The 20,221-nt window shown below is 61.9% G+C and carries 15 protein-coding genes; 11 read left to right on the top strand and 4 right to left on the bottom strand.

Annotation, left to right across the window (positions count from 1 at the left end; genetic code table 11):
* The first annotated feature begins 45 nt into the window (after nt 1-45).
* From betB to yccS, 8 genes are all read left to right on the top strand, one after another.
* On the top strand, nt 46-1,518 hold the full coding sequence (betB, locus tag ACLEJR_RS25985) for a betaine-aldehyde dehydrogenase (RefSeq protein WP_440796237.1): 1,473 nt from the start codon (nt 46-48) through the stop codon (nt 1,516-1,518).
* 201 nt (nt 1,519-1,719) lie between these two features.
* Nucleotides 1,720-3,423, top strand: a complete 1,704-nt coding sequence (gene betA / locus ACLEJR_RS25980) for a choline dehydrogenase (protein WP_440796235.1) — start codon at nt 1,720-1,722, stop codon at nt 3,421-3,423.
* A 230-nt stretch (nt 3,424-3,653) separates the two neighbouring features.
* Nucleotides 3,654-5,096 (top strand): TldD/PmbA family protein, encoded by a 1,443-nt coding sequence (locus ACLEJR_RS25975; RefSeq protein WP_440817507.1) that lies wholly within the window; start codon nt 3,654-3,656, stop codon nt 5,094-5,096.
* Entirely contained in the window at nt 5,096-6,433 is a 1,338-nt protein-coding gene (locus tag ACLEJR_RS25970) for a TldD/PmbA family protein (protein WP_440796231.1), read from the top strand. The genes ACLEJR_RS25975 and ACLEJR_RS25970 overlap by 1 nt, the downstream gene beginning before the upstream one ends.
* Nucleotides 6,434-6,668: 235 nt before the next feature.
* Nucleotides 6,669-8,096 (top strand): multidrug transporter subunit MdtD, encoded by a 1,428-nt coding sequence (gene mdtD, locus ACLEJR_RS25965; RefSeq protein ID WP_440817504.1) that lies wholly within the window; start codon nt 6,669-6,671, stop codon nt 8,094-8,096.
* A 293-nt stretch (nt 8,097-8,389) separates the two neighbouring features.
* A complete protein-coding gene (gene dbpA / locus ACLEJR_RS25960; RefSeq protein ID WP_440817512.1) occupies nt 8,390-9,727 on the top strand; it encodes an ATP-dependent RNA helicase DbpA in 1,338 nt (445 codons plus the stop codon).
* A gap of 193 nt (nt 9,728-9,920) precedes the next feature.
* On the top strand, nt 9,921-11,099 hold the full coding sequence (locus ACLEJR_RS25955; protein WP_440817501.1) for an NAD(P)/FAD-dependent oxidoreductase: 1,179 nt from the start codon (nt 9,921-9,923) through the stop codon (nt 11,097-11,099).
* A 233-nt stretch (nt 11,100-11,332) separates the two neighbouring features.
* Nucleotides 11,333-13,516: a YccS family putative transporter gene (gene yccS, locus ACLEJR_RS25950; protein WP_440817499.1), complete on the top strand. Its 2,184-nt coding sequence runs from the start codon at nt 11,333-11,335 to the stop codon at nt 13,514-13,516.
* A 31-nt stretch (nt 13,517-13,547) separates the two neighbouring features.
* Here the strand turns inward: yccS and ACLEJR_RS25945 are convergent, their stop codons facing one another.
* Nucleotides 13,548-14,285 (bottom strand): substrate-binding periplasmic protein, encoded by a 738-nt coding sequence (locus tag ACLEJR_RS25945; protein ID WP_440817496.1) that lies wholly within the window; start codon nt 14,283-14,285, stop codon nt 13,548-13,550.
* A gap of 258 nt (nt 14,286-14,543) precedes the next feature.
* Between ACLEJR_RS25945 and ACLEJR_RS25940 the strand changes: the two genes are divergently transcribed.
* Complete coding sequence (locus ACLEJR_RS25940; protein ID WP_440796221.1) at nt 14,544-14,996, top strand: GNAT family N-acetyltransferase; 453 nt, start codon at nt 14,544-14,546, stop codon at nt 14,994-14,996.
* A 122-nt stretch (nt 14,997-15,118) separates the two neighbouring features.
* Here the strand turns inward: ACLEJR_RS25940 and ACLEJR_RS25935 are convergent, their stop codons facing one another.
* Genes ACLEJR_RS25935 through ACLEJR_RS25925 form a run of 3 tightly spaced genes read right to left on the bottom strand, consistent with a single transcriptional unit; the run spans nt 15,119 to nt 18,088 of the window.
* Complete coding sequence (locus ACLEJR_RS25935; RefSeq protein WP_440796220.1) at nt 15,119-15,415, bottom strand: winged helix-turn-helix domain-containing protein; 297 nt, start codon at nt 15,413-15,415, stop codon at nt 15,119-15,121.
* A 3-nt stretch (nt 15,416-15,418) separates the two neighbouring features.
* On the bottom strand, nt 15,419-15,922 hold the full coding sequence (locus ACLEJR_RS25930; protein WP_440817493.1) for a M48 metallopeptidase family protein: 504 nt from the start codon (nt 15,920-15,922) through the stop codon (nt 15,419-15,421).
* Nucleotides 15,923-15,964: 42 nt separating this feature from the next.
* Nucleotides 15,965-18,088 carry a putative bifunctional diguanylate cyclase/phosphodiesterase gene (locus tag ACLEJR_RS25925; RefSeq protein WP_440796216.1) on the bottom strand — a complete coding sequence of 708 codons (2,124 nt, stop codon included), beginning with the start codon at nt 18,086-18,088 and terminating at the stop codon, nt 15,965-15,967.
* Between the two features lie 324 nt (nt 18,089-18,412).
* Here ACLEJR_RS25925 and ACLEJR_RS25920 point away from each other — a divergent pair, with 324 nt between their 5' ends.
* Both ACLEJR_RS25920 and ACLEJR_RS25915 read left to right on the top strand, forming a co-directional pair.
* Nucleotides 18,413-19,081, top strand: coding sequence for a polysaccharide lyase family 7 protein (locus tag ACLEJR_RS25920; protein WP_440796214.1), 669 nt, complete (start codon nt 18,413-18,415; stop codon nt 19,079-19,081).
* A 295-nt stretch (nt 19,082-19,376) separates the two neighbouring features.
* Nucleotides 19,377-20,045 (top strand): polysaccharide lyase family 7 protein, encoded by a 669-nt coding sequence (locus ACLEJR_RS25915; RefSeq protein ID WP_440796212.1) that lies wholly within the window; start codon nt 19,377-19,379, stop codon nt 20,043-20,045.
* The last annotated feature ends 176 nt before the right edge of the window (nt 20,046-20,221 follow it).

Genomic DNA, 20,221 nt, shown 5'->3' with positions numbered 1-20,221 from the left:
ACGCCCGGTGGCCCAGCCAACCACTTATGCACTTGCGAGGACTTTATGGCCCGTTTCGAACTGCAAAAACTCTACATCGATGGCGCGTACAGCGATGCCAGCGGCGACGCCACCTTCGAAGCCATCAACCCGGCCAACGGTGAGGTTCTCGCCCTGGTGCAGCGTGCCACCCAGGAAGACGTCGAGCGCGCCGTGGTCAGCGCCGAAAAGGGCCAGAAGGTCTGGGCCGCGATGACGGCCATGCAGCGCTCGCGCATCCTGCGCCGCGCCGTGGACATCCTGCGCGAACGCAACGATGAACTGGCCGCCCTGGAAACCCTGGACACCGGCAAGGCCTACTCCGAAACCCGCTACGTCGACATCGTCACCGGCGCCGACGTGCTGGAATACTACGCCGGACTGGTGCCCGCCATCGAAGGCGAGCAGATCCCGCTGCGCGACACCTCCTTCGTCTACACCCGCCGCGAGCCGCTGGGCGTCGTAGCCGGCATCGGCGCGTGGAACTACCCGATCCAGATCGCCCTGTGGAAATCCGCACCGGCCCTGGCCGCCGGTAACGCGATGATCTTCAAGCCCAGCGAAGTCACCTCGCTGACCACCCTGAAGCTGGCCGAGATCTACACCGAAGCCGGCGTTCCGGCGGGCGTGTTCAACGTGCTAACCGGCAGTGGCCGTGAGGTCGGCACCTGGCTGACCGAGCACCCGCGCATCGAGAAAGTCTCCTTCACCGGCGGCACCGACACCGGCAAGAAAGTCATGGCCAGCGCCTCGAGCTCTTCGCTCAAGGACGTGACCATGGAGCTGGGCGGCAAGTCGCCGCTGATCATCTGCGACGACGCCGACCTGGATCGCGCTGCCGACACCGCGATGATGGCCAACTTCTACAGCTCCGGCCAGGTTTGCACCAACGGCACCCGCGTGTTCGTGCCGAGCCATCTCAAGGCCGCGTTCGAAGCCAAGATCGCCGAGCGCGTGGCGCGCATCCGCGTCGGCAATCCAGAGGACGAGAACACCAACTTCGGTCCGCTGGTGAGCTTCGCCCACATGGAAAGCGTGTTGGGCTACATCGAGAAGGGCAAGGCCGAGGGCGCACGCCTGCTGTGCGGCGGCGCGCGCCTGACCGACGGCGCGTTTGCCAAGGGTGCGTTCGTTGCGCCGACCGTCTTCACTGATTGCACTGACGAGATGACCATCGTCCGTGAAGAAATCTTCGGCCCGGTGATGAGCATCCTCAGCTATGAAACCGAGGAAGAAGTCATCCGCCGCGCCAACGACACCGACTTCGGCCTGGCCGCTGGCGTCGTGACCCGCGACCTGAACCGCGCCCACCGCATCATCCATCAACTGGAAGCCGGTATCTGCTGGATCAACGCCTGGGGCGAGTCCGACGCCAAAATGCCGGTCGGTGGCTATAAGCAATCGGGCGTGGGCCGCGAGAACGGGATCAGCTCGCTGAACAACTTCACGCGCATCAAATCGGTACAGGTCGAGCTGGGCGATTACGCGTCGGTGTTCTGATCTGACGCGGTGCCCTTGTGGCGAGGGAGCTTGCTCCCGCTGGGCTGCAAAGCAGCCCCTCTTCAGGGCCCATCGCCATCCAGACAGAACCCGGTCGCTTGATTTGCGACTGCTGCGCAGCCGAGCGGGAGCAAGCTCCCTCGCCACAGGGAAGGTGGCTCTGGCGCGCGACCTGAACCCAATCAAAAGAGGGTGCATTTCATGTCCCAAGAATTCGATTACATCATCATCGGTGCCGGCTCGGCCGGTAACACCCTGGCGACCCGCCTGACTGAAGACGAGGGCGTCACCGTCCTGCTGCTCGAAGCCGGCGGTCCGGACTATCGCCTGGATTTCCGCACCCAGATGCCGGCCGCCCTGGCGTTCCCGTTGCAGGGCCGGCGCTACAACTGGGCCTACGAGACCGACCCGGAGCCGCACATGAACGGCCGCCGCATGGAATGCGGTCGCGGCAAGGGCCTGGGCGGTTCCTCACTGATCAACGGCATGTGCTACATCCGTGGCAACGCCCTGGACTATGACAACTGGGCCAAGCTGCCGGGCCTGGAAGACTGGACCTACCTGGACTGCCTGCCCTATTTCCGCAAGGCGGAAACCCGTGACATCGGCCCGAACGACTATCACGGCGGCGACGGTCCGGTCAGCGTGACCACACCCAAGCCCGGCAACAACCCGCTGTTCCACGCCATGGTCGAAGCCGGTGTGCAGGCCGGTTACCCGCGCACCGAAGACCTCAACGGCTACCAGCAGGAAGGCTTCGGTCCGATGGACCGCACCGTGACGCCGAACGGCCGTCGCGCCAGCACGGCTCGCGGTTATCTGGACGTCGCCAAGAAACGTTCGACCCTGACCATCATCACCCATGCCCTGACCGACAAGATCCTGTTCGAAGGCAAGCGTGCGGTGGGCGTGCGCTACCTGGTAGGCGCCGCTGAAGAGCGAGTCGAGGCCCGCGCTCGCAAGGAAGTGCTGCTGTGCTCCGGCGCCATCGCTTCGCCGCAGATTCTGCAACGCTCCGGAGTTGGTCCGGCGCCATTGCTCAAGAGCCTCGACATTGCGGTGGTCCACGACCTGCCGGGCGTCGGTGAGAACCTGCAGGATCACCTCGAACTGTACCTGCAATATGCCTGCACCCAACCGGTCTCGCTGTACCCGTCGCTGCTCTGGTACAACCAGCCGGCCATCGGTGCCGAATGGCTGTTCAACGGCACCGGTATCGGCGCCAGCAACCAGTTCGAAGCCGGCGGCTTCATCCGCACGCGTCCGGAGTTCGATTGGCCGAACATCCAGTATCACTTCCTGCCGGTGGCGATTAACTACAACGGCAGCAACGGCGTGAAGGAACACGGTTTCCAGGCGCACATGGGCTCCATGCGCTCGCCAAGCCGTGGCCGGATCCAGGCCAAGTCCAAGGACCCGCGCCAGCACCCGAGCATCCTGTTCAACTACATGGCCACCGAGCAGGACTGGCAGGAGTTCCGCGACGGCATCCGCCTGACCCGGGAGATCATGCAGCAGCCGGCGCTCGATGCATTCCGTGGTCGTGAGATCAGCCCCGGCATCGAAGTGCAGACCGATGAGCAACTGGACCAGTTCATCCGCGAACACGCCGAGACCGCGTTCCACCCTTCCTGCTCGTGCAAGATGGGCACCGATGACATGGCCGTGGTCGATGGCGAAGGTCGCGTGCATGGCCTGCAAGGGTTGCGCGTGGTGGATGCCTCGATCATGCCGATCATCACCACCGGCAACCTGAACGCGCCAACGATCATGATCGCCGAGAAAATCGCCGACAAGATCCGCGGCCGCAAACCGCTGCCGCGCAGCACCGCCCCGTACTACGTCGCCGGCGACGCCCCGGTGCGCGGCAAGCCGTTGCGGGAAGTCGGGCCGACCGCGCAGTAACTGTCACACCGCCATCGCGAGCAGGCTCGCTCCCACAGGGGATCGCCGGTGAACACAAATCTTGTGATCACTAAAGATCCAGTGTGGGAGCGAGCTTGCTCGCGATAGCGTCCGCCCTGACATCCACTATTCCTTTCTGCCTTGATCCCTCCCCCGCCCAGGCCTACTCTAGAGCCGCCGCGTCAATGCGCCGCACCTCGCTGCACCGCCACTCCAGACAAGGAGGTTTCATGTTCGACTTCCACCCCCAGCTCAAGCAGCGGTTTGCTGCCTTGCGCACGGGCGCCGAGTTTTTTTCCCTGCGTTATGTGCGCGAATCCGGCCAGCATCTGTCGGTGCGCAAGAATGTCGCCGAGCCGCCAAGCCTCAACCGCGACGAAGGCGCGATGCTCACCGCCCGGGTCAACGGCGTCGAGGCCTATGCCTCCACCAACGACCTGTCCCAGGCCGGCCTGCAAGCTGCACTGGACCGCGCCGAGCGGCAGGCCCGCCGGCTCAAGCCCCACGCCTTGCTCGACCTGCGCGAGCAACCGGTGTCCAGCGACCGAGCCGATTATTTTTCACCGTTTTTCGACCAGGCCTTCCCGGCGCTCAGCGACTGCTATCAACTGCTCGGCGACGAGTCGGCCGCCGTACCGAAGGATGAGCGCCTGGTGAACTGGCAAGTGAGCATCGGCCTGACCCAGGTCGAGCAGATCTACCTCAACAGCGCCGGCGCCGAATTGCGCCAAGCCCAGCGTTTCATCTACCCCGCGCTGGACGTCACCGCGTTCGACGGCCACGACAGCCAGACCCGCACTCTGGGCCGCGAGAACTTCGGCCAGCAAGGCGGCTTCGACGTGATCCAGCGTTGCGGCCTGATCGGTGCCGGGCCGAAGATCGCCGACCAGGCCTTGCAACTGTTGATGGCACCCAACACCCCGCAAGGCCCCCGCGACCTGCTGCTGATGCCCGATCAGATGATGTTGCAGATCCACGAATCCATTGGCCATCCGCTGGAGCTGGACCGCATCCTGGGAGACGAGCGCAATTACGCCGGCACCAGCTTCGTCAAGACCGCCGACTTCGGCCACCTGCAATATGGCTCCAGCCTGTTGAACGTGACCTTCGACCCGGAAATTCCCGAGGAACTGGCGAGCTACAGCCATGACGACGACGGCACCGCCGCCAGCAAACAGTTCCTGATCCGCGAGGGCCTGCTGCTGCGTCCATTGGGTGGTGCGTTGTCGCAGTTCCGCGCCGGCCTCAGCGGCGTCGCCAACAGTCGAGCCTGTGGATGGAACCGCCCGCCCATCGACCGCATGGCCAACCTGAACATCGAGCCCGGCGACCAGTCGCTGGCGCAACTGATCCAGGGCATCGAGCACGGCGTGCTGATGCGCACCAACCGCTCCTGGTCCATCGACGATGCCCGCAACAAATTCCAGTTCGGCTGCGAATGGGGCCAGTTGATCGAGAACGGCGAGCTCAAGGGCGTGGTGAAGAACCCCAATTACCGGGGCATTTCCGCGCAGTTCTGGAAGAGTCTACGCGCGGTCGGCGATGCCAGCACCGTGCAGGTCCTGGGTACGCCGAACTGCGGCAAGGGCGAACCGAACCAGGTCATTCGCGTCGGCCACGCGTCACCGGCCTGCGTGTTCAGCAACGTTGACGTGTTTGGGGGAGACGCCTGATGAGCACTTTCAATAATCAGGCCGAGGCGTTCAAGACCCTGGTCGACTGGCTGCGCAACGCGCTGCGCGAATCCGAACAATTCACCCTCGGCTACGCCGCCGAATCCTCGGCCTTCGTACGCTTCAACCACGCCAAGGTGCGCCAGGCCGGACAGGTGCAACAGGCCAACGTCAGCTTCAAGTTGATCGACGACGGGCGCCACGCCGACTTGCAGATCACCTTGTCCGGCGAGCCCGGGACCGACCTGCAACGTCTCGCCGAAGGCCTGCAACAGCTGCGTGAAACCTTGCCGTTGCTGCCCCGGGATCCGTACCTGCTGCTCAACCATAATCACTGGCACAGCCACAACGTGCAGGACCATCCGCTGCCGGAAACCGAACAGGCGGTCGCCGAAATCACCCTCGCTGCCGAAGGCCTGGACCTGGTGGGCATCTATGCCGCAGGCCCCATCAGTCGGGGTTTTGCCAGCTCATCCGGGGCGTTCGGCTGGCATCAGGCCAACAGCTTCAATTTCGATTTCAGTCTCTTTCACGAAAACGGCCAGGCGGTGAAAGCCAGCTACGCCGGCCACCAGTGGAGCAGCGAAGGCTTCGCCCGGCGTTTCGAGCAGGCCCGCCAGCAGCTGGAGTTTCTGGGCCGGCCACTGCGTACGCTGCCACCCGGCGAGTACCGCGCCTACCTGGCGCCCGCCGCGCTGGAAGAAATCATGGGCATGCTCAGTTGGGGCGGGTTCTCGGCCCGGGCGATTGCCAGCAAGCAGAGCCCGTTGCAGAAGTTCTACGCCGGCGAAGCCAGCTTCAGCCCCATCGTGGGGCTCGGCGAGCAGGTCAGCGGTTCCCTGAGCCCGGCGTTTTCCGATGAAGGTTATCCACGCGATGACTTGGGGCTGATCGCCAAGGGCACGGCCAATGCGCGCCTGATCAACTCGCGCAGCGCCGCCGAATACGGCCTCACCGCCAACGGCGCCAGCAGCTACGAATACCCCACGGCGCTTGTCATGAACGAAGGCCAGCTGGAGCAGCAGCAGATCCTCGAACGCCTCGGCACCGGGCTCTACATCAGCAACCTGTGGTACCTGAACTACTCGGACCAACCCGCCGCACGCCTGACCGGCATGACCCGCTTCGCTACCTTCTGGGTCGAGAACGGCCAGATCGTGGCGCCGGTCAGCACCATGCGTTTCGATGACAGCGTCTACAGCCTGCTCGGCTCGCAACTCGAAGGGCTGACCCGGGAGCGGGAACTTCTGCTCTCGGCCAGCACCTACAGCCAACGAGCCACGGCCTCGATGCTGCTGCCTGGAGCGCTGGTGAAGCGGTTGACGTTGACGCTGTAACAACCGGAGGTTGATGCCGTCCCCTGTCTAGCCAACTAGAGGCCGATGCTGTCCTTCTGTGGCGAGGGAGCTTGCTCCCGCTGGGCTGCGCAGCAGCCCCGAAAGCTATGAACGCGGTTCTCCAGACAGTCCGCGTTCGTGGATCTCGCGACCGCTTCGCGTTCGAGCGGGAGCAAGCTCCCTCGCCACAAAAAGCTTGTTCGCCACGCTGCTCATTGTTCATACAAGAGGTCCCATGCCCAACCGCGCACCGCTCGACGCCGTCACCGCCCGCTGGCTCCCCTGGGTTGTGGCGATCGCTTTCTTCATGCAGTCCCTGGACGGCACCATTCTCAATACCGCACTGCCGGCCATGGCCACTGACCTGGCGGAAAACCCGCTGCGCATGCAAGGTGTGATCATCGCCTACATGCTCACCGTGGCCCTGCTGATCCCGGCCTCGGGCTGGATCGCCGACCGCTTCGGCACCAAGAAGATTTTCTTCGGCGCGATCCTGCTGTTCAGCCTCGGCTCGTTGCTGTGCGCAATGTCCAACTCACTGACCATGTTGGTCGGTGCGCGGATCGTCCAGGGGCTGGGCGGTGCGCTGATGCTGCCGGTGGGCCGGCTGGTGGTGCTGCGGGCCTATCCGCGCTCGGAGCTGGTGCGGATCATGGGCTTCATCACCATTCCCGGCCTGCTCGGTCCGTTGATTGGCCCGACCATGGGCGGCTGGATGGTGGAGTACCTGACCTGGCACTGGATTTTCCTGATCAACCTGCCGGTGGGCGTCATCGGTTGCTATGCGGTATGGAAATTCATTCCCGACCTGCGCGGCAGCGAACGTACACGGTTCGACGGGCTGGGCTTTGTACTGTTCGGCGCGGCGATGGTATTGATCACCGTCGCCATGGAAGGCCTGGGTGAACTGCACCTGCCGCACCTGCGGGTAATGTTGCTGCTGTTCGGCGGCATGGCCTGCCTGGCGGCCTACTGGCTGCGAGCCGGGCACATCGAGAACGCGCTGTTTCCGCCGTCGCTGTTCAAGACACGGACCTTCGCCGTGGGGATCCTCGGCAACCTGTTCGCGCGCCTGGGCAGCGGCGCCCTGCCGTTCCTGGTGCCGCTGCTGCTGCAAGTGGCCCTGGGTTACTCACCATCCCAGGCCGGGATGAGCATGCTGCCCCTGGCTGCCGCAGCGATGGTCGCCAAGTCGGTTGCCCGGCCACTGATCGAACGCCTCGGCTATCGCATCGTCCTGACCGGCAACACCCTGGCCCTGGGTATCATGTTGGCCAGCATGGGCCTGGTCAGCGAACAGACGCCATACTGGCTGCTGCTGGCGCAACTGGCAGTGCTGGGAGCGATCAACTCGCTCCAGTTCACCGCAATGAACACCGTGACCCTGATCGACCTCGACGATGCCAGCGCGAGCAGCGGCAACAGTCTCTTGTCGGTGGTGGCGCAACTGTCCCTGAGCCTCGGCGTGGCCTGCGCCGGCGCGCTGCTTGGCGGCTTCACCGCCCAGGTGGGCAATGACGGCGTCGACACCGTTCTGGGGGCTTTCCAGCTGACCTTCGTGACGGTGGGTGTCATGGCGATGCTGGCGGCGACGATTTTCTCCCAACTGTCCAAGCAGGATGGGCGACGGCAGAAACGTCACGACGAGCATATCGAGCACTGAGGGCGCTTCTGTGCAGTGAAGCTGTTGTGGCGAGGGAGCTTGCTCCCGCTGGGTTGCGCAGCAACCCCAAAATTACTCCTGATACGTCGCAGCGTCAGGTTTTGGGGCCGCTGCGCGCCCCAGCGGGAGCAAGCTCCCTCGCCACAACAGCCGGTCCCCGTCTCAACACAGCTCGTCCAGAACTTTCGAAGAAAGCGGCACCAGGCTGCTACACTGCGCGACATTTTGTTTTGCAGGCCCGTACCGTGACCACCATCGCCACCGCTTTCAATACTTTGCCGCTGTCCGCCGCCATGCTGGCTAACCTCGAATCCCTCGGTTATGCCCAGATGACGCCGATCCAGGCGCAAAGCTTGCCGGTGATCCTCAAGGGCATGGACCTGATCGCCCAGGCCAAGACCGGCAGCGGCAAGACTGCCGCGTTCGGCATCGGCCTGCTGAACCCGATCAACCCGCGCTACTTCGGCTGCCAGGCGCTGGTGATGTGCCCGACCCGTGAGCTGGCCGACCAGGTGGCCAAGGAAATCCGCCGCCTGGCCCGCGCCGAAGACAACATCAAGGTCCTGACCCTGTGCGGCGGCGTGTCGTTCGGCCCGCAGATCGCTTCCCTCGAACACGGCGCTCACATCATCGTCGGCACGCCGGGGCGGATCCAGCAGCACCTGCGCAAGGGCTCGCTGGTGCTCGACGGCCTCAACACGCTGATCCTCGACGAAGCCGACCGCATGCTCGACATGGGTTTCTACGACGCCATCGAAGACATCATCCAGCAGACCCCGGAGCGCCGCCAGACGCTGCTGTTCTCAGCCACTTACCCGGTGGGCATCAAGCAGCTGGCGTCCAAATTCATGCGTGACCCGCAGCAAGTGAAAGCCGAGGCGCTGCACTCCGATGCGCAGATCGAGCAACGCTTCTACGAGATCGCCCCTGAGGAGCGCATGGACGCGGTGGTCAAGGTGCTCGCGCATTTCCGTCCGGCCTCCTGCGTAGCGTTCTGCTTCACCAAGCAGCAAGTGCAGGAAACCGTCGATCACCTGACAGCCAAAGGCATCTCTGCCGTCGGCCTGCACGGTGATCTGGAACAGCGCGACCGTGACCAGGTCCTGGCGATGTTTGCCAACCGCAGCACCTCGGTGCTGGTGGCGACTGACGTGGCGGCGCGTGGCCTGGACATCGATGCCCTGGACATGGTGATCAACGTCGAGCTGGCCCGGGATTCGGAAATCCACATCCACCGCGTCGGCCGTACGGGTCGCGCCGGGGAAACCGGTATCGCCATCAGCCTGGTGGCGCCGTCCGAGGCCCACCGTGCCCAAGCCATCGAGCAACTGCAGAAGGCGCCGTTGAACTGGGACCAGTTGGATAACCTCAAGCCCCAGGGCGGCGGCCCGTTGCTGCCGGCCATGAGTACCCTGTGCATCGCTGCCGGGCGCAAGGACAAGGTCCGCCCCGGCGACATCCTCGGCGCTCTGACAGGCGACGCCGGCATCCCCGGCACCCAGGTTGGCAAGATCGCGATTTTCGACTTCCAGGCCTACGTGGCCGTGGAGCGTGGCATCGCCAAACAGGCGCTCAAGCGCCTGAATGAAGGCAAGATCAAGGGCCGCTCCCTGCGGGTGCGGATTCTCTGATTGCTATTGATTCACCTGTGGCGAGGGAGCTTGCTCCCGCTGGGGTGCGCAGCAGCCCCAAAAACCATGAACGCGGAGCTTCAGACAGTTCGCGTTCGTTGGCTTTACGACCGCTTCGCGCTCGAGCGGGAGCAAGCTCCCTCGCCACAAAAGCAAATTTCTGACAGGCCCCAGACATTCAGAGGACACCGTTTTGCGCTCTACCGAAGTCGTGATCATTGGCGCTGGCGCCGCGGGGTTGATGTGCGCGCTGACCGCCGCCGGGCGCGGGCGGCAGGTGATGTTGCTGGACCACGCCAACAAGGCCGGCAAGAAAATCCTCATGTCCGGCGGTGGGCGCTGCAATTTCACCAACATGTACACGGAACCGGGCAACTTCCTTTCGCAGAACCCGCACTTCTGCAAATCGGCCCTGGCCCGCTATACCCAGTGGGACTTCGTCGCCCTGGTGGCCAAGCACGGCGTGCCGTATCACGAGAAAAAACTCGGCCAGCTGTTCTGCGATAACAAATCCAGCGACATCCTCGCCATGCTATTGGATGAGTGCGACCAGGCCGGCGTCAGCCTGCACCTGGACACCCGCATCGAGCACATCGAAAAAACCGAAGGCGGTTACCTGCTGCAAACCACCCTCGGCACCCTCACCTGCCAATCGCTGGTGATCGCCACGGGCGGGCTGTCCATCCCGACCCTGGGAGCCACCGGTTTCGGTTATCAGGTCGCCAGGCAATTCGGTCACCAGTTGCTGCCGACCCGCGCCGGGCTGGTGCCATTCACCATCACCGACCAGCTCAAGACGCTGTGCAGCGAACTCTCCGGCACATCGGTGGACTGCCTGGTGAGCTGCAACGACCAGAGCTTTCGCGAGAACATCCTGTTCACCCACCGCGGCCTGAGCGGCCCGGCGATCCTGCAGATTTCTTCGTTCTGGGAACCAGGGGACACGGTGCAGATCAACCTGCTGCCCGATCACGACGTGCCGCAATGGCTGCAACAGCAACAGGCCGAACGTCCCAACAGTGAACTGAAAACCCTGCTGGGCGAGCTGTTCACCAAGAAAATGGCCAACCTGCTGGCCGATACCTGGTTCGTCTCCAAGCCGATGAAGCAATACACCCACGCCGAGCTTGCGGACATCGCCGAGAAACTGGCGAGCTGGAATATCGTCCCGGCCGGTACCGAAGGCTACCGCACCGCCGAAGTCACCCTGGGCGGCGTCGACACCCGGGAAGTCTCGTCCAAGACCATGGAATCGCTGAAGAGCCCCGGCCTGTACTTCATCGGTGAAGTGCTCGATGTCACCGGACACCTGGGCGGCTTCAACTTCCAATGGGCGTGGGCGTCGGGCTATGCGGCGGCGCAGTACGTTTGATTCATGATTCAAATGTGGGCACAAATCCTGTGGGAGCGAGCTTGCTCGCGATAGCGGTAGTTCGGTCAATATCAATGTGACAGATCTGCCGCCATCGCGAGCAAGCTCGCTCCCACAGTGGCTCGGCGTGTGGTTCACGGAACACTTTTTGCTGCCAGATGTGATCGCCCCCATTGCGTCGGCGTCATTACTGCCTCAATTTAGCGTCATTGCCCGTCAGGCCCGTGCATTTCATGTCATCGACCTCGTTCAGCCAGTCTCTGCGTCGCCTTTGGGCGTTGGATAAATTCAGTTATAGCGTGCGGGTGTTCATCGCCCTGACCGGCAGCATGGGCCTGTGCTGGTACCTGGATGAAATGGCGCTGTTGATCCCGTTATTCCTGGGCATCATCGCCAGCGCCCTGGCCGAGACCGACGACAGTTGGCAGGGCCGTCTCAACGCGCTGGCCGTTACCCTGGCGTGCTTCACCGTCGCGGCGCTGTCGGTGGAGTTGCTGTTCCCTTATCCCGTGCTGTTCATCGGCGCCCTGGCCCTGGCGGCCTTCGGCCTGACCATGCTCGGCGCCCTGGGCGAACGTTATGGCGCGATTGCCTCGGCGACCCTGATTCTGTCGGTCTACACGATGATCGGCGTGGACCAGCGCGGTGGCGCGGTCACCAACTTCTGGCATGAACCCTTGCTGCTGGTGGCCGGCGCGGCATGGTACGGCCTGCTCTCGGTGCTGTGGCATGCGCTGTTTTCCAACCAGCCGGTGCAGCAAAGCCTGGCGCGGCTGTTTCGCGAGCTGGGGCGCTACCTGAAGCTCAAATCGTCGCTGCTCGAACCGATCCGCCAACTGGACATCGAAGCCCGCCGCCTGGAATTGGCCCAGCAGAACGGCCGGGTGGTCGCCGCGCTCAACAGCGCCAAGGAGATCATCCTGCATCGCGTGGGCAATGGCCGGCCCGGGTCGAAAGTCAGCCGCTACCTGAAGCTGTATTTCCTGGCTCAGGACATCCACGAACGCGCCAGTTCTTCGCACTACCCCTACAACGCCCTGGCCGAGGCGTTCTTCCACAGTGATGTGCTGTTCCGCTGCCAACGCCTGCTGCGCCAGCAAGGCAAGGCTTGCCAGGCGCTGGCCGAATCGATCCAGCTGCGCCAGCCATTCGTCTACGACGACAGCTTCGCCGAAGCCCTCAACGATCTGCACGCGTCCCTCGAACATTTACGCATCCAGAGCAACCCGGCCTGGCGCGGCCTGTTGCGTTCGTTGCGGGCGCTGTCGGTGAACCTGGCGACCATGGACCGCCTGCTCAGCGACGCCAGCAACCCGGACGCCCTGGCCGACGCCACCGACAGCAGCCTGCTGGATCGCTCACCGCGCAACCTGAAGGACGTCTGGCTGCGCCTGCGCACGCAACTCACGCCCACCTCGCTGCTGTTTCGCCATGCCCTGCGCCTGCCCCTGGCCCTGAGCGTCGGCTATGCCGTGGTGCACATGATCCACCCATCCCAAGGCTACTGGATCATCCTCACCACATTGTTTGTCTGCCAGCCCAACTACGGCGCGACCCGACGCAAGCTCGGCCAACGGATCATCGGCACCGCCATCGGCCTCACAGTGGCCTGGGCGCTGTTCGACCTGTTCCCCAATCCCTTGGTGCAATCGTGTTTCGCCATCCTCGCCGGGGTGGTGTTCTTTACCAACCGTACGACCCGCTACACCCTGGCGACCGCCGCGATCACCATCATGGTGCTGTTCTGCTTCAACCAGGTGGGTGACGGTTATGGGCTGCTGCTGCCAAGGCTGTTCGACACCTTGCTCGGCAGCCTCATCGCGGGGCTGGCGGTATTCCTGTTCCTGCCGGACTGGCAGGGTCGTCGGCTGAACAAGGTGCTGGCGAACACACTGACCTGCAACAGCATTTACCTGCGCCAGATCATGCAGCAATACGCCGCCGGCAAAAGCGACGACCTGGCCTATCGTCTGGCCCGACGCAACGCCCACAACGCCGACGCCGCACTGTCCACCACGCTTGCGAACATGCTGATGGAGCCGGGGCATTTCCGTAAGGAAGCCGACGTGGGCTTCCGTTTCCTTGTGCTGTCCCACACGCTGCTCAGCTACCTGTCGGGCCTGGGGGCGCACCGTGGCACCGAACTGCCGGCCGAGGTGCGTGAGCAGCTGATCGAGGGCGCGGGCGCGAAACTGGCGACCAGCATCGACGAGATCGCCCAAGGCCTGGCGAGCAAGACTGCGATTGCGATCCAGAGCGATGAAGAAGAAGCCTTGGCTCACGAACTCGAACAGATGCCCGATGAAATCGACGAAGGCCAACGGCTGGTGCAAACCCAACTGGCGTTGATCTGCCGCCAGCTCGGCCCGTTGCGAACACTGGCGGCGCATTTGATCAAGGATGTGCCTGGGGCTTGAGCTTGTAGCGCTCGCACTCCCCTACAAAAGCCTACATCCCATGCTGCTCCAACAACCGCGCATAACTGCCATCCGCCTTCATCGCCGCAATCGCTTTATCGAACCCCGCCACGATCTGCTCATGCTCCGGGTTTTTCAGGCTGACCAGGATGTGCAGGCTGTTTTCACTCAACGGCTTGGGCAGGAACTCCACAGCGTTGCGAACCTTGGGCGATTCCCGGGCCAGGTAGTACCGGGCCACGTATTCATCTTCCAGCGTCAGCTTGACCCGCTCGGCCGCCAGCATGCGCACGGCCATGGCGAAGCTGTGCACGGGAACCTTGTGCATTTGCTGGTCTTCGTCGAAATCCCGGGAATAGGCATAGCCGCGCACGACCGCGATGGGATAGACATGCAGTTGCTGCAGGTTATCGAACTCGATCAGGTCTTCCTTGCGCTTGATGAAGCGCACGCGATTGAGCAGGTACTCGGCCGAGAACTGGCCGATCTGGGTGCGATCTTGCGCGTACCAGGCATTGACCAGCACGTCATAGCGGCCTTCGCTGATACCGAGCATGGCCCGGGCCCAGGGCACCTGTTCGAATTCCGTGGCGTAGCCGGCCCGGGCCAGGGCCGTACTGACGATATCGGTCGCCAGGCCACCATTGACCAACGTCGCGTCGGTGAACGGTGGCCAACCATCGGCCACCAGGCGCAACTTCTGCGCGCAGGTCTGGTGACTCAGCAACAGCAACCCGACCAATACAAGAGCTCGATGCAATCGCGGCATGCCAAACATCCTTGACGGGTTCAAAGCCCGTTTGTTTTTAGCCGACACTCACGGGATGTCCGCGGACATCCGACCTAACATTAGCTCATTGAAACCGCTGCACAGCGCTGCATCGAAGATTACACAAAGAAGACAACATCGCGACTGGGGAATGATGGCATTTTGGCCTTTGTCACAGATTTTCCTGCCGTTCGGGAGAGAAGACTTCCGATGGCAGGCCGCTTAATATCGGCATCGAATCATTCAGGAAATTCAAAAATGGACATCGACTGGGTCTGCAAACATCACAGTGACCTGAGCAAGGAACAGCTGTACGCCATTCTCAAACTGCGGGCCGAAGTGTTCGTCGTCGAGCAGAACTGCGCCTACCCGGACGTCGACGGCCTGGACCTGGAAGGCGACACCTGCCATTTGATGGCTTGGCAGGACGATCGCCTGGTGGCCTACCTGCGCTTGCTCGACCCGCATTCGCAGAACAGCGACGTGATCATCGGCCGCGTGATCATCGCGCCGCAAGCGCGCGGCCAAGGCCTGGGACACACGCTGATGGAGCAAGGCCTCAAGCAGGCCGAGAAACACTGGCCCGGGACTTCGATCTCGCTCTCGGCCCAGGCGCATTTGCAGGGATATTACGGGCGCTATGGGTTTAAGGTGGTGGGAGTGGAGTATCTAGAGGATGGGATTCCACACATAGGCATGCATCGGCCTTGAGTACGCCATCGCGAGCAGGCTCGCTCCCACATTGATCTGCTGCAACACAACATGTGGGGCGTGCGCTATCCATTGTGGGAGCGAGCTTGCTCGCGATAGGGCCGGCCCAGACACCACTGATATCAGGGATACTCAAGCACCGCCTTGATCCGCGGCAGATTTCCCTCGATCCACCCCCGGTCAATCGCCCCCCAATCACGAATCCGATAACGCCCGGCATGATTGCGAGCGCCTTCCTGTTGCTCGAACTCACAGACAATGTCCAGGTCCGCCAGGGCCGCGACAGTGTCCTGGGCGGTGCGTCGCGGCATGCCGGTGGCTTCGGTGAGCGCAGGGACATTGCTGGCGATGCCGCTGTCGATCAGGTAAGCCACATACAGGCGCCGGTAGAAGCTGGTCTTGGTCTTGCTGACGTCCATTCGTCATTCCTTGATTGCTTGCAAGTCCCGCCAGGTCAGGTACACCCGCAGGTCGAATTCCAGCTGGTGGTACCCCGGCAACATGTGCTCGCAGAGTTGGTAGAAGGCTTTGTTGTGGTCCGATTCCTTGAAGTGCGCCAACTCGTGGACGACGATCATGTTCAGGAACTCGGGCGCGGCGTCCTTGAACAACGCGGCGATCCGGATCTCCTTCTTGGCCTTGAGCCTGCCGCCCTGCACACGCGAGACGGCGGTGTGCAGGCCAAGGGCGCGGTGGGTCAGGTCCAGACGGTTGTCGAACAGCACCTTATCGATGGCCGGCGCGTTACGCAGGTACTGCTGCTTGCGCTCCAGCGCGTAGGCGTACAGGGCCTTGTCGCTCTGGATCGAATGCCGCTCGGGATAACGCTGGTGCAGGTACTCGCCCAGCCGGTCCTGGGCAATCAATTGCTGCACCTGGGCTTGCAGGGTGGCGGGGTAGGCCTGGAGGTACTTGAGCGCGATCATTGGCAACAACACGGATACGAGAGGCCGCCAGTGTAGCGAAATTCAGACCCGCACCGTGCTCCAGTCGAACGGTTGGGCAAAGACATCGGTGTCCTCGGCCATCAACGGGCGTGCGACGAGAAAGCCCTGCACATATTCGCAACCATGGGCTTGCAACCACTCGTATTGCTCGAAGGTTTCCACCCCTTCGGCAATCACCCGCAGTCCCAGCTGCTTGCACAAATCAATCACTGACGCCACCAGTGCCGCATCCCGGGGCGAGCCCGGCAAGCGAGCGATCAAATGCCGGTCAAGCTTGAGCGTGTCGAGTTCCAGATCGCGCAGATGCGCCAATGAACACGGCCCCGACCCGAAATCATCCAAAGCCACCCGTACCCCGAGCTGACGCAGCAGCCGCAGCTGCTTCTGGGTTTCATCGGGGTTGCGCATCAACGCATCCTCAGTCACCTCGACCTCCAACTGCCGGGGCTTCAACGCATGGCGCTCCAGCACCTGACGCAACTCGGTCGCCAGGTTCGGCATGCCGAACTGGGTGCTGCTCAGGCTCACCCCCAGCACCAGATCATCGGCGAACATCCGCTCCCAGACTTTGCGCTGGGCCGCGCTGCGATGATAAATCCAACTGCCCAGCCGACTGATCAACCGAGCCTCTTCCAGGAGCGGCAGGAACAGACCCGGCGGCACATCGCCCACGCTGGGATGCTGCCAGCGCAACAACGCCTCGAACCCGCGGATCCGCCCGTCGGCGATGCTGACCTGGGGCTGATAGACCATGTTGAAGTCACGGTTCTCGATGGCCGAGCGCACGCTTTCCTCAAGCATCAGGCGTGAACGGGCTCGACCGTTCATTTCGTGATCATAGAAACGATACTGCTGGCGGCCGGCACGCTTGGCTTCGTACATGGCGATGTCGGACGCCCGCAACAGGCCGTCGAGATTGGCGCCGCAGTCCGGGTAGGTGGCGATACCGATACTCGCTCCGAGCGCTACGTCCATGCCTTCGATCTGCTGACAGATCGCCACCCGCTCGATCAGCTTCTCGGCAATCTTGGCCGCCTGCTCGGGAAACTCCAGGTCCAGCAACGCCGTGAACTCATCCCCGCCCAACCGCGCCAGGATATCGAACGGACGCAGGCAAGCCTTCAACTGCTCCGAGACCCAGCGCAACACCCGGTCCCCGGCATCGTGGCCCAGGGAATCATTGACCCGCTTGAAACCGTCGAGGTCCAGGTACAGCAGCACCCAATTACTCTCCAGTCGCTCACTGCGCATCAACAGGTTTTCCGCGGTCTGGTAGAAGCCCCGGCGGTTGAGCAAACCGGTCAGCGGGTCGGTGACGGCCTGATATTCCAGTTGCTGGTGCAGGTGACGCACCACCGACATGTCCTGCAGCGTCACCACCATCGCCTTCTGCTCCGGCGGAAGCGGCGCACAAGACAAAGCCACCGACACCTGCTGGCCGGGCGCAGTACGCAACACCGCATCGTGCAAACGCAGGATCTCGCCACGGCCATAGAGGTTAAGAAATTCGGAACCGGCCCACTCCGGGATATGCGGTTTTTGCATGTAGTCCAGGAACGGCGTGCCCTGCAACTGATCGGCAGTGGCATTGAGCAAACGGCATGTCGACGGGTTGGCGAAACGGATACTGCCCTCCTCGTCCACCACCAGGATCCCTTCGGCGGCGTTGTCCAGCACCGAAGCATTGAAGGCCCTGGCGACCTCCAGTTCCTGGCTCAAGCGCTGCAAGGCCCGGCGATTACGCTGATGCTCCAGCAACGCCTGCACCTTGGGCTTGAGAATCTGCGGATCGAAGGGTTTGAACAAATAATCCACGGCGCCCGTGGCATAGCCCTTGATGACCGCGTCCTGGGATTGTTCATTGGCGGTCAGGAAAATGATCGGCGTGAGCCGCGTGCGTTGGCTGCCGCGCATCAGGCGCGCCACTTCGAAACCATCCATGTCGGGCATCTGCACATCCAGCAGAACCAGGTCGATCTCGTGTGCCAGCAGCAGATCGAGCGCTTCGAACCCCGAGGATGCAGTCATCACCTGCCAGTCCGGACGTTGCAATAACGCGCGCATGCTGAGCAGGTTTTCGGGGTAATCATCCACTATCAAAAGTACGGAGCTATCTTCGCCAAGCGTTGGTTGCGCGCATTCCATGCTGCTTCTCTTATCGGGCGCCACGCCGTTTTTTACGTAGCAAAGCTGACAAATACTGGTGATCTCACTCTAGACCGTGATTTTGAAAAGCAGTAGGTGTCATCGCGCCATCATCCAGACAAAGCCCGAAATAGCCGACTAACGGTCACCCTCATCGGGCACAGAAACTGCAATACCCTCCCGTGACGATCAATTGACGTCAATCCACCGCCGAAACAGACGATAAAAAGCTTACTCCGGTGTTGTCAGGTCGCCCCTAGAAGTGCGGGTTAGAGCCTTCGCTTTGCCACGCCTATTTTTTACACAGTTATGCAGGACACGAACATGATCGATCTCACTACTTGGAACTTGACCATCCCCGAAGGCAGCCCGGCGGTAACCATCGAAACCCCACGCCTGGCCCAGGGATTCAAGAACGAATACTTCCACTCCGATACCGGCACGCTGTTTTTCTGGTCGCCGGTAACAGGCACCAAGACAGCCAACGCTATTTATCCGCGCAGCGAACTACGTGAAACCTATAGCAACGGCACCTTGCGCAACTGGCTGTACTCGGCGGCCGACAACCAACTGCGTGCAACACTGGCCGTCAACCAAGTACCGAGTACTGGCAAGATCGTTATTGGTCAGATTCACACCAAGGACAGCACCAACCCAATGGTGAAACTCGAGTATCAGTACAAGACCAAAACGAGCACCGGCAACATCGTCGCCAAAGTGCGTATGCGCCCCGATGACGCAGAAGGCCAGGTCATTACCGTGGCCACCGGTGTAAAGCTTGACCGTAACTTTACCTACATGATTCACCTCAGCCCCAAGGGTGCGCTGGGCATCAGTGCAGCGGGCTACAACTGGCGCACCACCATTGATCCGTCCTGGAAGGACAAGCCGCTTTACTTCAAGGCAGGCGTCTACGTGCAGGACAACACCGGCTACACCACCGAAGGCGGAAAAGTGACGTTCAGCCAATTGGAAATTCAGCACAAGATTTGACTGCTATCAACGGCGCGTAGCGGCAGGGACCGCTGCGTGCCGTTTGCTGCATCCGGCAAAAGCGACAGGCTTCATATGGCCATCGTTCCATTGGAAAACGAAATAGCCGACCAGCGGTCGTTTATCTCGGGCACAAAAACCGCAAACACCACTCTGACGGACAGTTGACGCCAACCATCCGCCGGACGAACTCGTGAAATGTTCGATTCCCGCGCTATGAAGGCGCCTTGGGATGCCTGGAATAGAGCCTCCGGTTGGGTCTTGCAGTTTTTTACTCGTGAAAAAGGATCCGAACATGGTCGATCTTGCCACCTGGAACTTGAGCATCCCTGAGGGGAGCCCACCCAAAACCATCGAAACGCCACGATTGGTGGATGGGTTCAAGGACAAATACTTCAGCCGCGATGGCAGCACGGTGCGTTTCTGGGCACCGGTCACTGGCTCAAAGACTGAAAACGCGATCTATCCGCGCAGCGAGCTACGGGAAACCTACAAAGACGGCACCTTGCGCAATTGGTTGTACCCTGACGCCGACAACTTTCTGAATGCCACCCTGACCGTTAACCAGGTGCCCAGCAGCGGCAAGGTTGTCATTGGTCAGATCCATACCAAAGACAGCAACAAACCCATGGTGAAGCTGGAATACCAGTACAAGGATGCCAATAAACTCGGTGACATCGTTGCCAAGGTTCGTATGCGTCCCGATGACAGTAAGGCCCGGGTCATCACAGTTGCCAGCGGAGTGAAGATTTCCCAGGCCTTTTCCTACCGTATTCATCTGGATCGCACCGGTGATCTGGGCATCAGCGCGGCGGGTCGTAGTTGGTACACCACCATCAGCTCCACTTGGCGGGTCAAACCGTTGTATTTCAAGGCCGGGGTGTATGTGCAGGACAACTCGGGCTATACCAGCGAAGGTGGGAAAGTGACGTTCAGTAAGTTGGATATTGATCACAACACTTGAGTAGAGGAACACAGCTCCATGTGGGAGCGAGCCTGCTCGCGATGGCGGCCTGGCAGGTTGTGTGTTTTTTTGACCGGGTGCATATCCATTGCTGCGGTAACGGCGACTTAGGGTTCCGCCCTGACGGCGGCTCACTTTTTTTCAAACGCCAAAAAAAGTAAGCAAAAAAGGCTGTG

This window comes from Pseudomonas sp. SMN5, assembly GCF_052041925.1.
GTDB lineage: Bacteria > Pseudomonadota > Gammaproteobacteria > Pseudomonadales > Pseudomonadaceae > Aquipseudomonas.
This window is presented reverse-complemented; position numbering and strand designations above follow the sequence as displayed.